Source organism: Mycobacterium paraense (assembly GCF_002101815.1).
GTDB lineage: Bacteria > Actinomycetota > Actinomycetes > Mycobacteriales > Mycobacteriaceae > Mycobacterium > Mycobacterium paraense.
In genome coordinates this window covers 40355-53029 of sequence record NZ_LQPM01000051.1, presented here as the reverse complement: position 1 = coordinate 53029, position 12675 = coordinate 40355, and the positions used below count along the sequence as shown (strand labels likewise).

Below are 12675 nucleotides of genomic sequence, written 5' to 3'. Positions count from 1 at the left end.
CGCAGGCTATTCGGGCCCGCGACCGACCGGCCGGGTCGGATCCGAACACCACTCCGACCACGACCCGGGATACAGCGCCGCCTGTCGGCCCGTGGCCGCGAGCGCGGCGATCGTGATGGCCGCGGTGACGCCCGATCCGCAGTAGACGCCGACGTCTCCGTCGACGTCGCGGTCGGAGAGCAATCGGTCCAGCGCGTCGTCGCCGAGGAACGTTCCGTCGTCCGACAGGACAGCGCCGCTGGGCAGGTTTTTGGCGCCGGGGATGTGACCCGCGACGGGGTCCAGGGGCTCGACATCGCCGCGGAACCGTTCGGGCGCGCGGGCATCGAGCAGCGTCACGTCGCCGGTCTGCTCCGCCGCCAGCGTCGGCCGATCGCCGGCGTACAGATCATCGTGCGGCACAGTCACATTCCCCGGCGCCGGGTTCACCGGGCCGGTTTCGAGGCCCAGCCCGGCGGAACGCCACGCGGCCAGGCCGCCGTCGAGAATACGCACGTTTTGCAGGCCGGCCGCGGTCAACACCCACCACGCCCGCGCCGAACCGGCGCGATTCCAGTCGTCGTACACCACGACCGCGTCGTCGTGCCGGATTCCCCATCGGCGCGCGGCAACCTCCAGGTTGCGCCCCGACGGCAGCGGGTGACGGCCGCGGCCGGCGACGCCGTGGTCGCTGAGTTCGTCCTCCAGCGACACGTACACCGCCCCGGGCAGGTGGCCGTCCAGGTAGGCCGCCCGGCCGTCGGGATCGTCGAGCCGCCAACGCACGTCGAGGATCACCGGCGGGTCGCCGGACTCGATCAGGCGGGCCAGCTCCGCGGCCGTGATCAGCACCTCGTCCCGTGCCTCCACGGGCACACCTCCTCGCCGTTTAGGGCGAGCCTAGCCGCGACTCGCGAGGTGAACGCTATCGGAACGCGGGGTGAACACTTGTTTTGTAAACGCGGTCGCCCCTGCGCCCGGAATTAAACTCGTCCAGAACTAAAACTGAACGGCGGATTGAACTTTGGCTTGCGAGCGGCACCGGCGCCGGCGGGCTATTGACCACCGACCCGCTCGCGCGCGACGATTCGTTACATTGGGCGTCGAAGCTTTGAAAGTGATGGGGAAATGAAAAAGAAAATCTCCGCGGGTGTGTTTGGCGCTCTGCTGGCCGCCGCGTGGTTGCCGGTGGCCGTCGCGCATGCCGACCAGAACGACCAGGACTTCGCCGACTACCTGTCGTCGCACGGCATCAACCTCGGGTCGCCGGCCCAGGCCGTGAACATGGCGCGCGTGATGTGCCAGGACCTCGAGGCGGGCTACTCGCAAAAGGACGAGGTGGACCAGCTGACGGGGTCGCACAAGCTGACCCAGGCGCAGGCCGAGACCTTCATCGGGGCGGCCACCGCGGACTACTGCCCGGGCAAGCACAGCCCCAACAAGCCCAGCGGCGGCTAGCGCTAAGCGCTCCGCTGCGAATCGCCGGTTCGCAGCGACGCCAGCATGCCGGCCGCGGCCCGTTCCCAGGTGAAGTTCTCCGCGCGGCGGCGCGCTGAGCTGCGGCGGTGGTGTTCCGGGCGGCCGACGACCGCGCCCACCGCCCAGGCGATGGCGAAGGGGTCGTTGTCGGCCAGGGCGCCGCTGTCCGGCGTGACGATCTCGGTGAGCGCCGACGTGCGCGACACCACCGCGGGCGTCCCGCAGGCCAGCGATTCGAGCGCGGCGAGCCCGAAGGTCTCGTGCGGCCCGGGCGCCAGGGTCACGTCGGCGGTGGCCAGCAGCCCCGCGACGGTGTGCCGGTCGTTGATGAAGCCGGTGAAATCGATCGGCAGCCGGGAGGCCTGCCGCTCCAGCCGGGCCCGCAGCGGTCCCTCGCCCACGACGACCAGCCGGGCGTCGACGCCGGCATGGCACAGCGCGCCGAGCGCGTCGATGCTGCGGTCGACCCGCTTTTCCACCGATAGCCGGCCGCAGTGCACCAGCAGGATCTGCTGCGGCGCGGCCCAGCGCCGGCGCACCAGGTACGAATGCCGGCGCGGGTGAAACGTCTGTAGGTCCACGCCCAGCGGGACGGTGACGGTGTTCGTCGCGCCGATGCGGTCGAACTCCTCGCGGGCGAACGCCGTGGTGCACACCACGGTGTCGTAGTTGGCGGCCGTGCGGCGATTGGCGAAGTCCGCGAACCGCTCGGCGCTGCGGCGCGGAAGTACCTGCCCGACAAGGCGATCCAGCCGCTCGTGGGAGATCATCACCGTCTTTGCGCCATAGTCGCGGCCCCACGGCCCCAGCGAGCGCAGCGTGAGCCGGTCGGAGACCTCCAGCGCGTCGGGCTTCAGCGCTTTCAGCAGCGCCTTCACGGGTCCCGGCAGCACCGCGCGGTAGCCGCCGGTGAACGGAATCAAGCGGGCGGGCAGCGTGATTCGCACGACGCCCGTCGGCAGCTGTGTACGTTCCGGGTTGCGGCCGGGGACGACCAAGAACACCTCGTGTCCGGTGGCGCAGTATTCGGCGCCGAGCCGGTCTACCGCGGTGCGCAGGCCGCCGGAGCGGGGGCCGTAGAAGTTGGCGACCTGAACAACGCGCATAACGTGAGGACACGCGGCGCGCGTGTGCAGTCATCGATGTGGAACCGACGTGTGCCTGAACACTGCATGAATTCGCTCAGCGGCGCGATCGGCACGCGCACACCCGACGACCAGGCGGCGGCCCTGCGTGGCGAATCGCCGGTCGCGCTCGCTTCGCGGCTGCGGACTGCGACGGATTCCCTTGCGCGGCTCGCCGCGGCGTTCGACGACGCGGCCTGGTCGGCGCCCAGCCCGGTGCCCGGGTTCACCGTCGGCCAGGGCGTGCACTCGCTGCTGCACGACGCCTACGTGCACGGCGACGACGTACGCGCCGCGCTGGATCGGCCGTTCGATGCCGGGCCGGGGTTGCGGGCTAGCCTCGACTTCGTGCTGGGCGCCCTGCTGCGCGACGAGGCCGCGGCGGCGGACCCGGCCGTCGGCCGGCTCGCGGATGTGTCGAGCGAGGACTTCGAGCGGCAAACCGGTATGGCGGCGCGCGATTTTCTGCTCGCCGCCACCGGCCGGTCCGATCCTCTGCGTCTGGGGCTATCTGAGTGCGTCAACATCTTCCGCTGAGGCCGCGAGTGGTCCGCCAAGGCATCTAGTCACATCCGTCACGTTGGCCCCTGGCGGGAGGAATGCTCGTTGTGCCCGCCTCCGAGCGACAATCCGTCGTGATGCGGTGCGCGCCTTGGCGTTGTCGCTCAGAGGCGGGCACAAAGGGTGCCGACTCTGACGGAGACGCCTGTGGCGCATGTGACTGTCACAGCGCCGACTCGGGGCCGAACCAGCGCCGCAGCGCGCCGCGCAGGCCCGCTTCGTCGTCTGCCCCGAACGCGTCCGCCGCCCAGGCCACGTAGCCGTCGGGCCGCAGCAGCATCGCCGCGGCGGGACGCTCGGCCGCGGTCGCCTCGACGACGTCGACCCGGTCGGCCCACCCGCGCGCCGTGGCGCCGACGCCGCCGCCGAAATCGAGCAGCACCGGGCGCGCCTCGTGGAGCAGTTCTTCGACGCGCCGGCCGTCGTCGAGGGTGAGTGGGGGCACGGGCCGGCCCGACAGCGGGTGGTCGTCGCCCACGTCGTAGCGGACGTCGTTGCCGGCCAACAGTTTCGCCATGTGCCGGGCCACGTCGGGAATGGCGAACAGTTCGCCCATCAGCGTTCGCAGCGCGGCGACTTCGGGGCCCGGTGCCATGAGGGCGGTCTGCGACAGCGAATGCATCATGACGCGCTCGCCGACGGGGTGGCGCTCGGACTCGTACGTGTCGAGCAAACCGGCGGGCGCCCAGCCGTTGAGGTGGGCCGCGAGCTTCCAGCCCAGGTTCATCGCGTCCTGCAGGCCAAGGTTCAGGCCCGGCCCGCCCATGGCGCTGTGCACATGGGCGGCATCCCCGAGCAGCAGGACCCGCCCGTCGCGGTAGCGCTCAGCGTGGCGCGTGTTCTGGCCGTTGATCCGGCGCAGGGCATGCGGCCCTGGGCCTTTCGGTTCCTCGAACGGCAGGTCGACGCCGAGGACGCGCCGCGCGCTCTCGCGCAGCTCGGTCAGGCTCATGGGTTTGTCCTCGACCGGTGGCCCGAATTCGATGGTGCCGAACAGCGAGCGGCCGGGTTCGAACTCGGCGTAGATCAGCCCGCCGCGATCCAACCGCGTGTGGCCGAACGCAATCCGGCCGAATCCGGGAACGTCGATGCCGCCGTCGGGGCGGCGGAGTCCGTCGGGGATGTGCACGTGGGCCAGCCGCCCGACGGTCTTCGATGTGTAGCCGGGGAAGTCGATGCCGACGGTCTTGCGGACCAGGCTCCGCCCGCCGTCGGCCCCCACCAGATGCCCGGCGGTGATGCGATACTCGCGCTCCGGCGAGGACACCGTCAGCTCAACGGAATTCGGCTCCTTGCGCAGGCCGGTGAGTTCGTGGCCCCAGCGCAGGTCCACCCCGAGGTCCCGCGCCCGCTTCTCCAGCAGCCGTACCACCCGGGGCTGCTGGATGGCCAGTGCGTACATCGGGTTGTCGGGCATGCCGAGGAAGTTCAGCGTCATGGCCGCGAAGATCCACCCGTAGACCGGCTGCGGGGAATTGGGGTCGCCGCTGAACTCCCGGTACAGGCCGCGCATGTCGAGCATCCGAACCACTTGGCCGACAAGGCCGTTGGCCTTGGGCTCGAGGCTGGGTCCGGGGAGGCCGTCCAGCACGACGGGGCGGATCCCGGCCAGCGCCAGCTCGCAGGCGAGCATCAGCCCGTTGGGCCCGGCGCCCGCGATGACGATGTCGGCCGATTCGTCAGCCATGGTGTGCCTCCTTGACGGGCTCGGGCAGTCCCGCGCTGACGGCGGCGAAGCCGGCGCGGATCAGGTCGGTGATGGCCACCGGCGGGTCGGCCCGCACGTAGGCCTCGGCCGCCACGTCGCCGATGGCGCGCACGACGGCCACGACCAGCCGCGGGTACATGTCGCGCTCGGGATCGGTGCCGGTGCGTTCGGCGATCGCCTGGAGCCACTCGTCAAAAACCCGCTGCGGCAGGGCGTTACGCACCTGAGGGTTCATCAGCAGCTTGCGCGCTTCGACGAGATCTTTGCGGCTCGGCACCTGATTTTCGGCGCCGTAGACGTCGCGGAAATCCTCTTCCAGCGGGTTGAGCACCGCGTGCTCGAGCGCCGTCCACAGCGGTTCGTCGGCGGGGCGCTGCCGCAGCGCGGCCAGGCTGCGGCGCATGCGTTCGGTCTGCCGGTAGGCCAGCGCCTCGTACTTGCCGCTGAAGTAGTTGTTGAACGTGCGCGGCGACACCCCGGCCAGGCCGGCGATCTCGTCGCGCGTCACGTTTTCCAGCCCGCGTTCGAACGCCAGGTTCAGCGCGGCGTCGCTGAGCGCGCGCCGGGTGTCGGCCTTCTTGCGCTCGCGCAGTCCGGTCGGTTGGTTGGGCATGCGCACCAACGTACGCCAAACTTGCACGACGGGCAAGATTGCCTGACGGGCAATTTCCTGAGTGTGAGGTTAGGGCGGCGACACGCCGACAAACGTCGCCGTGGGCTCACACTGAAAAGCCCCAGGCGCACACTCCAGCGCGATGGTGCGGCCGAGGCCTACCGCTTGCCCCAGTCCCAGCGCGGCGTCGTCAGCAGGTCCTGCCCGGCGATGCGCGTCTCGCCCCACTCCTTGTAGAGCTCGATCTCGACCGTGTCGTCACCGGCGGCTTCCAGCAGCGCGCGCGAATGGGTGACGACGACGACCTGGGTGTGGGTGGCGGCGGTGCGGATCAGCGACGCGAGCGGCCGCACCAGGTCTGGGTGCAGGGAGGTTTCGGGCTCGTTGAGCACCATCAGCGACGGCGCTTGCGGGCTGAGCAGCGCGGCGGTCCAGAGCAGGAATCGCAGTGTGCCGTCGGATAATTCGGCCGCCCGCAGCGGGCGCAGCATGCCGCGCTGCTTGAGCTGGAGGTCGAACACCCCGTCGTGCTCGGCGACGGAGACGGTGGCGCCGTCGAACGCGTCGGCGACGGTGCGGGCCAGGTCGTCGAACCCGGCCTCGATGATGGTCTGGATGGCTGCGGCCAGGTCGTGGCCGTCGTCGGAGAGCACCGGGGTGCGCGTGCCAACCTGGGGGTGCCGCGCCGGCGCGCCGGGGTCGACGCGGAAGCCGTCGTAGAAGCGCCAGCCGCGCAACCGCTCGCGCACCGCGGCCAATTCGGGCAGCGCGTGCGGGTTGGCGTACTCGGCCAGCACGCTGCGATACGACGGCAGGGACCGGCTCAACTCGTCGAAACCCCGGCCCGATTCCGCGCTCACCTCGGCGAAATCGCGGGTTCGGCGCACCAGCGTGGTGCCGTTACGCAGCACCGGCCCGGCGAACACTGCTTCCCGCTTGATCTCGGGGTCGCGGGCGAAGGCGGAATTGATCCCCGCCATCTGCGGTATCCCGAGGTCGACGAGGTAGCCGAAATCGTCTGCGGCGAAACCCATTTCGAGCGACACCGGCCGGGTGCGCACCGTCCCCTGGGCCTTGCCGGTGCGCTGCGCTCCGCCCAGCTGCTCGGGGCCGGCCCACAGCACCGACTGCAGCCCGCCCTCGCGGGCCAGCGAGCCGATCACTTCGCCGCGCCCGCAGTCGGCCAGCAGCCGCAGCGCGCGGTAAAGCGACGACTTGCCCGCGCCGTTGGCCCCCGTGACGAGGGACAGCCGGCCCAGCGGAACGATCACCTCGCGCAGCGAGCGGTATCCGCGGATGGCGACCGTCTGCAACATCAGGCGCCCTAATGGTCGTCGGCGGCGTCGAGGAGCTGCACTTCCTCGAGGTCCATCTCGTTTTGCAACTCGCGGAGCACGATGTCGTCGATGAGATTTTGGTTGCGCAGCGCGGTGATTTCGCGGCGCTTGTGTTCGAGCACACCGAGCCGCACCCGCCGGACCTTTTCCTTGCCCTTGACCAGGCGGCTGTCCGTAGAACCGTCCTCGGTGGCCTGGGCGAGCGCGGCCTTCTCCTCGTATTCCTTTTGCAGCCGCCGCCGCAGGTCGTCGCTGATGCCGACTTCGTCGGCGACCGTGGGCAGCGCGGCAAGTGCGGCCTGGACACCGCGCGTTCGGGCCATTTCCAGCTCCTGAACGTAGGCGACGTCGTCGGGCATCTTGGCCCAGCGGACGACGAGCGGCAGCGTGGTGCCCTGAACCAGGACGGTGACGAGGATGACGACGACCACGATGAAGATCAGCAGGCTGCGATCCGGGAACGGCGCGCCGCTGAGCGTGGTCGTGGGGACGGCCACCGCCGCGGCCAGCGACACGGCTCCGCGGAATCCCGCCCACGCGGTGAGGAAGCGCTGGCGCCAGCTGACGCGACGGTTGCGTTGCACCTCGCGGCGGTCGATGAGCCGAAGCAGCGCTGTGGTGGCTTCCCCCCACACGATCCGGGACGCGATCACGACGCCGGTGACGGCCAGTGCGACGTAGCCGGCGTGGCGAAACCCACCGTCGACGCCCGCGATACCACGCAGCGCGCCCGGGATCTGCACCCCGACGAACACCCACAGCGAACCGTTGAGCAGGAAGGTCGCGATGTCCCAGAAGGCGTAGGCCTCGAGGCGGGATCGGGCCCGGATCACCAGCGGGCCGGCGTAGGCGAGCACCAGCGCCGACACCACGACCGCGACCACGCCGCTGCAGTCGAACGCCTGAGCCAGCAGGAACGCCGCGAACGGCGTCAGCAGGCTCAGCGCCCCTTCCTCCTGCGGGGCGTCCAGTCGTTTGCGGATGAGGGTCGCCGCCCCGCCGACCAGCAGCCCGGCGGCAATGCCGCCGAGGTAGGAAAGGACGAACCGGCCGGACACCTCGAGCGGGGTGATCGCGGCCCCGCCGATCGCGACGTTCACGCTGACGGTGAACAGCACCAGCGCCGTCCCGTCGTTGATGAGACTCTCCGCCTTGAGCACGGTCAGTGACCGGCGCGGCAGCTTTTTGGCGAGGCCGGCCACCGCGGCGGCGTCGGTCGGGGAGAGCACGGCGCCGAGCACGCCCGCCGCGTGCGGATCCATGCCCAGCGCCCGCGCCGTCCACGACACGGCGGCCGCGGTGGCGATCACCAGCGCGATGCTGAGGAACACGATGATGCGCGCGTTCGCGCGGATCTCGCGGAAGCTGGTATTGAGCCCTTCCCAGTACAGGATTGCGGGCAGGAACAGCAGCAGCACGACCTCGCCGTCGACCTTGACGTGACCGAAATGGGGGATCAGACCCAGCAGCGCGCCGAGCAGGATGAGCAGCACCGGGGGACCCACGCGGTAGCGCCGGCCGATAACCGTCCCCACGATGACGGTGGAGACCAGCGCGACGATCAGGACGAGGCCAAACACCAGCCCATCCTGCCGGACAGGCTTGGTTTGCGCGGCGCGTGGGTCGAGGGCTCAACCTCGTCCGCGGGGTCCCGCGGACGCTACGGATGCTCAGGGATGCGACGCCGGACAGGTCTTCGGGAAGTTAACTGGCTGACCGATCTGGTTCATCCCCTTGCGGTATTGGGCGGTCGCGGGCAGGTCCGGCGTGGCGGCCGACCAGATGGTCGACGTGCAGGTGGCGGTTTCGCAGCCGCCGGCGAAGGTCCGCGACTCGCCGGTCGTGACCGTCAGGCACTGGCACTTGGCCACGGCGGGATTGTTGGGATCCATCTCGCACTCGACGTCGAGGCAGTTGGCCCACGGCACCCCCGACGGACAGGTCAGCACACCGAAATTCGCGTTGACGTTGACCGTGGAGAACGCCGAGCGCACCTTGTTGCCCGACTGGGCGCGGTCGCTGCAGTTCCGGAATCCGACCGAGTAGCCGTTGACGACGACGCAGTCGCACACCGAGATGCCCGGGTCGGTCTTCGACGGCACGCACGGCGCGGTCGTGCACAGCGCGAAGGTCTGGTTGCACAGCCAGGCGCCGTCGACCTCGAAGGCGTCGACGTTGCTGGGGAGATTGGCCTTGCCGCTCTTGTCGCAGGCGGCCGCAGTGGCCGCGACGGCGGGAAGCAAGCCCACTGACGCTCCGCGCAGCAGGCCGCGGCGGGTCAGCCCGGTCGGCCGGGCCGCGCGCTCGACCAGCTCGCCGATGGCGCCCGCGCCGCGCGCCGTGTCAACCCTGCGGCCGCCGTCGATGAGCACGGCGCTGGGCGTGGCGGTGATGCCGTAGGCCGCGAACGCGGCCCGCGTTTCGTCGATGAGCTCCAGCGGCACGCGGTGGCCGGCGGGGCCGCCGTTGATCAGGGCGACGGTGACGTGGCCGCCCAGGTCGTCCTGCCAGCGGGCCACGTCGGGCAGCAGCGCGTCGCAGGCGCCGCAGCCCGGTTGGCTGAAGACGAGCACGAGCGGCCGGCGGTTTTCCTGCAGCGTGTCGAGCGTCCAGACGCGGCCCGCCCGGTCCGGCAGCGCCAAGCCGGCCGCGTCGCCGGTGCGTGAGGCCCGGCGCCGGCGCGCGGCGGGCCCGAGCCACAGCACCAGCATGGTCACCGCGAAAGTCGTTAGCGCCCAACCGAAGCGGCCGTCCAGGGCGACGAGCCCGGCCAGCGCCGCGAAGCATCCGTTCCTGGCCAGTGTCGGCCAGCCCAGCGGGGCGGACGACAACCGCCCGAAGCAGTGGCATTCGATGGCGCGGCCGCGGGCGAGGCTCACCAGCGCGACGACGCTGAATCCCGCGAGGGCGAGCAACGCGGCCACCGCGCCGGTGCGCGGCTCCGCCAGCAGGAGCGCCGCGACGCCGAACTCGCCGGCGATCAGTGCGGATCCCGCGAATGCCGCGGCCGCCCTTGGCACTCCGAACGCCGTCACCGCCCCCCGCGCGCCGCCGCGATCTAACAGCTTCGTCAGCGCGGCGACCGCGAACATTCCCGCCAGGAGCAGTCGCGCCGCCAATATCGTCATCTGCGGATCGTAGACACTGCCGTGGCAGTCCGGAGGGTGAGCGATCGCGACTTCTTGCCGGGCAGCTGTCACATCAGGCGGGCCGCGGGGGTCATAAGGGTATGGCGAATCGAGTACTGATAACGGGCGGGACGGGGACCGTGGGTCGCGTCGTCGTCGACCGGCTGACGGCCGCGGGGCAGGACGTGCGGGTGCTGAGCCGAGGGCGGCGGCCGCACCAGCGCACCGACGTCGAGCACGCCGTCGGCGACGTGGGCAGCGGCGCCGGGCTGGACGCGGCGCTGGACGGCGTCGACACGATCGTGCACTGCGTCTATCCCACCGAGCAGCTGGTCGCGGCGGCCAAACGGGCGGGCTCCCCGCACCTGGTATACGTCTCCATCGTCGGCATCGACCGCATCCCGTTCGCCCTCTACCGCACCATGCTCGCCAACGAGCGCACGATCGCCGGTTCGGGCCTGCCCTGGACGGTGCTGCGGGCGACCCAGTTTCACGATCTGATCGCCTTCCTGCTGCGCATGCTGGCGAAGCCGCCGGTCCTGGCGCTGCCGGCGGGCTTGAGGTTCCAACCGGTCGACGTGCGCGACGTCGGCGCGCGGCTGGCCGAGCTGGCGCTCGGCGAGCCGATCGGCCGGGCGCCGGACTTCGGCGGCCGGCAGGCGCGTCCGCTCGACGACCTGGCCCGCAGCTACCTGGCGATCGTCGGCAAACACCGACGCATCGTTCCGATCCGCTTGCCCGGCAAGGTGTTTGACGGGATCCGCGCCGGGGGCCTGCTCGCCCCGGAGCACGCCGCGGGCACAATCACCTTCGAGCAGTACCTCGAGGAACAGGTCGCCGCGGGCCAGCGGCCGTACCGCGACGCCATCCGCGCCTACCTGCCGGGCCGCCCGGGGCGTCGTTCCTGACATTCGCGGTGGTCGGGCTCGTCGCCACCCTCTTCCAGGCTGCGGGCCATAATGGGGGAGATGACTGTCGTGAAGATCAGGCTTTTGGTGACCGTCGCGATGCTCGTTTCAGCGATTTTGGCCGGATGCCACTTCGGCTCCAGGAACCCGCCGACAACCCATACCCTCGAGGTCCCCATGAGCGACGTGCTCAGGCAGGGCGCCATCACGCAGAACGTCACGCTGGCCGTCGGCAACACGCTGACGGTGAAGCTGGGCTCCAATTACTCCACCCCGTACCGGTGGGCGATCGACACGAAGATCGGCGATTCGACGATCGTCAAACAAACCAGTCACGAGTTCGTGCATCCCACCTCCGACGCGCTGGGCGCGCCGGGCACCGAGGTGTGGACGTTCGCGGCGCTGAAACCCGGGACGACGACGATCAGCACCTCGTACACGAGCATCGTGGGCAAGAACCCCCAGCCGTCGTGCGTGTACACCGCGAACGTGACGGTGCAGTAAACGTCTGTGGCAAACGACTGCGCGCGGGCGGCGCGTGCGGTTACCTTCTGGGTGTGTTTGGCTTCCTTCGGAATTGGTCCGAGATCGGCAAGCTGCCCGCCGAGCTGCGCGAAGAACTCGAGGCCGAGGGGGTGATCTTCACCGCCGGCAAGGTCGGCGTGGTCCGACATTTCAGCGGGCATGTGCCCGGCGTCCATTCGGCGTCGGGCGTTTCGCGCTATTCGGGCGGGTTCGGCTTCAGCACGGCGCGGGTCGTGGCGACCTTTCCCGCGCGCGGCGACGCCAAGCTGCGCTCCGTCGACTGCCCGTGGGACAGCGACCGGGGCCCCGCGCGCGCGACCATCACCGACAAGGGCCTGCAGATCGAAATCGACTTGCACGGAGTCGATCCCGCCTTCTCCGGCTCGATGAAGCTGAACTACAAAAAGCAGATCCCCGAGGACGTACTGGAAAAGCTGCCGACGACGGCGCTGCGGTTTCGCGTCGAGCCGGTTTTCGTGTATCGGGCGGCCGGCGTTCGTCCCAAGTCTTAGCGGCCGTGATCCAGCGCCGCTTCCCGATCCTCGGCTAGGCGTTGGCAGGCTGCAGCATCCGCCCGGCGACGCGCGCCGAGACGGTAGCGGGGCCCAGCCGCGCGAAGGTCGACGTGAACCGGTTGCGCCAGCCGGGCACGACGACGGCCTTGCCGCGGTCGAGTCCTTTCAGCCCGGCCGCGACGACGGGTTCCGGCTCGGCAAGGCGCCGGTAGACCGCGGTGTGCGAGACGTCGGATCCGAGGGCGTCGACGAACCCGGTGCGGGTGGCGCCGGGACACAGCGCCGTCACGGTCACCCCGGTGCCGCGGGTCTCGGCCCACAGGGCCTGGCTGAGCGACAGCACGAACGCCTTCGACGCGCCATAGGTGGCCTGATAGGGGCCGGGCTGAAAGGCGATGGTGGAGGCCACATTCAGGATGCCGCCGCTCCCGCGGGCCAGCATGCCGGGCAGCACCGCGTGAGTCAGCCGCACCAGCGCGTCGACGTTGACCGCGACCAGCTCGTGCTCGCGTTCCGCGTCGACCTCCGCGAACCGGCCATAGGTGCCGAATCCGGCGTTGTTGACAAGGATGTCGACGTCGCGGCCGGTGAGACGGTTGATCAGGTTCGTGGCGCCCTCGTCGGTGCCGAGGTCGCCGACGACGAGTTCGGTGTTCTGGTCGATTCGTTGCGCCACTGCGCGGAGGCGGTTTTCGTCCCGCCCGGCGAGTACGAGATTGTGGCCGCGTTGGGCGAGCTGGTCGGCGAAGATGGCGCCGAGCCCGGAGCTGGCTCCGGTGATGACGGCGATAGACATTG

The 12675-nt window shown here is 70.4% G+C and carries 13 protein-coding genes; 5 read left to right on the top strand and 8 right to left on the bottom strand.

Going from position 1 to position 12675, the window contains the following annotated elements:
- Positions 1-6: 6 nt before the first annotated feature.
- Positions 7-849 (bottom strand): sulfurtransferase, encoded by an 843-nt coding sequence (locus AWB89_RS26440; protein ID WP_085177722.1) that lies wholly within the window; start codon positions 847-849, stop codon positions 7-9.
- A gap of 258 nt (positions 850-1107) precedes the next feature.
- On the opposite strand from AWB89_RS26440, the gene AWB89_RS26435 reads away from it, so the two are divergent.
- Positions 1108-1437, top strand: coding sequence for a DUF732 domain-containing protein (locus tag AWB89_RS26435; RefSeq protein WP_085177720.1), 330 nt, complete (start codon positions 1108-1110; stop codon positions 1435-1437).
- Between the two features lie 2 nt (positions 1438-1439).
- On the opposite strand, the gene AWB89_RS26430 is transcribed toward AWB89_RS26435, so the two are convergent.
- Positions 1440-2564, bottom strand: coding sequence for a glycosyltransferase (locus tag AWB89_RS26430; RefSeq protein WP_085177718.1), 1125 nt, complete (start codon positions 2562-2564; stop codon positions 1440-1442).
- A 66-nt stretch (positions 2565-2630) separates the two neighbouring features.
- Here AWB89_RS26430 and AWB89_RS26425 point away from each other — a divergent pair, with 66 nt between their 5' ends.
- Positions 2631-3119, top strand: a complete 489-nt coding sequence (locus tag AWB89_RS26425; protein WP_085177716.1) for a maleylpyruvate isomerase mycothiol-dependent enzyme family protein — start codon at positions 2631-2633, stop codon at positions 3117-3119.
- A 187-nt stretch (positions 3120-3306) separates the two neighbouring features.
- Here AWB89_RS26425 and AWB89_RS26420 read toward each other — a convergent pair whose 3' ends face one another.
- The 5 genes from AWB89_RS26420 to AWB89_RS26400 form a co-directional block, all read right to left on the bottom strand.
- Entirely contained in the window at positions 3307-4830 is a 1524-nt protein-coding gene (locus AWB89_RS26420; protein WP_085177714.1) for an FAD-dependent monooxygenase, read from the bottom strand.
- The gene (locus AWB89_RS26415) at positions 4823-5464 is read right to left on the bottom strand and encodes a TetR/AcrR family transcriptional regulator (protein ID WP_085177712.1); all 642 of its coding nucleotides are present in this window, start codon (positions 5462-5464) and stop codon (positions 4823-4825) included. The genes AWB89_RS26420 and AWB89_RS26415 overlap by 8 nt, the downstream gene beginning before the upstream one ends.
- Positions 5465-5622: 158 nt before the next feature.
- A complete protein-coding gene (locus tag AWB89_RS26410; protein ID WP_085177710.1) occupies positions 5623-6780 on the bottom strand; it encodes an AAA family ATPase in 1158 nt (385 codons plus the stop codon).
- 8 nt (positions 6781-6788) lie between these two features.
- The gene (locus tag AWB89_RS26405) at positions 6789-8381 is read right to left on the bottom strand and encodes a Na+/H+ antiporter (protein ID WP_085101930.1); all 1593 of its coding nucleotides are present in this window, start codon (positions 8379-8381) and stop codon (positions 6789-6791) included.
- Between the two features lie 90 nt (positions 8382-8471).
- Positions 8472-9929, bottom strand: coding sequence for a thioredoxin family protein (locus AWB89_RS26400; RefSeq protein ID WP_142282658.1), 1458 nt, complete (start codon positions 9927-9929; stop codon positions 8472-8474).
- A gap of 101 nt (positions 9930-10030) precedes the next feature.
- Between AWB89_RS26400 and AWB89_RS26395 the strand changes: the two genes are divergently transcribed.
- The 3 genes from AWB89_RS26395 (at position 10031) to AWB89_RS26385 (ending at position 11874) form a co-directional block, all read left to right on the top strand.
- Positions 10031-10837 carry an SDR family oxidoreductase gene (locus tag AWB89_RS26395; RefSeq protein ID WP_085177705.1) on the top strand — a complete coding sequence of 269 codons (807 nt, stop codon included), beginning with the start codon at positions 10031-10033 and terminating at the stop codon, positions 10835-10837.
- 69 nt (positions 10838-10906) lie between these two features.
- On the top strand, positions 10907-11341 hold the full coding sequence (locus AWB89_RS26390) for a protease inhibitor I42 family protein (protein WP_085177836.1): 435 nt from the start codon (positions 10907-10909) through the stop codon (positions 11339-11341).
- Between the two features lie 53 nt (positions 11342-11394).
- Positions 11395-11874 (top strand): hypothetical protein, encoded by a 480-nt coding sequence (locus AWB89_RS26385; protein ID WP_085177703.1) that lies wholly within the window; start codon positions 11395-11397, stop codon positions 11872-11874.
- Positions 11875-11908: 34 nt separating this feature from the next.
- Here AWB89_RS26385 and AWB89_RS26380 read toward each other — a convergent pair whose 3' ends face one another.
- Entirely contained in the window at positions 11909-12673 is a 765-nt protein-coding gene (locus AWB89_RS26380; RefSeq protein WP_085177701.1) for an SDR family NAD(P)-dependent oxidoreductase, read from the bottom strand.
- Positions 12674-12675: the final 2 nt, after the last annotated feature.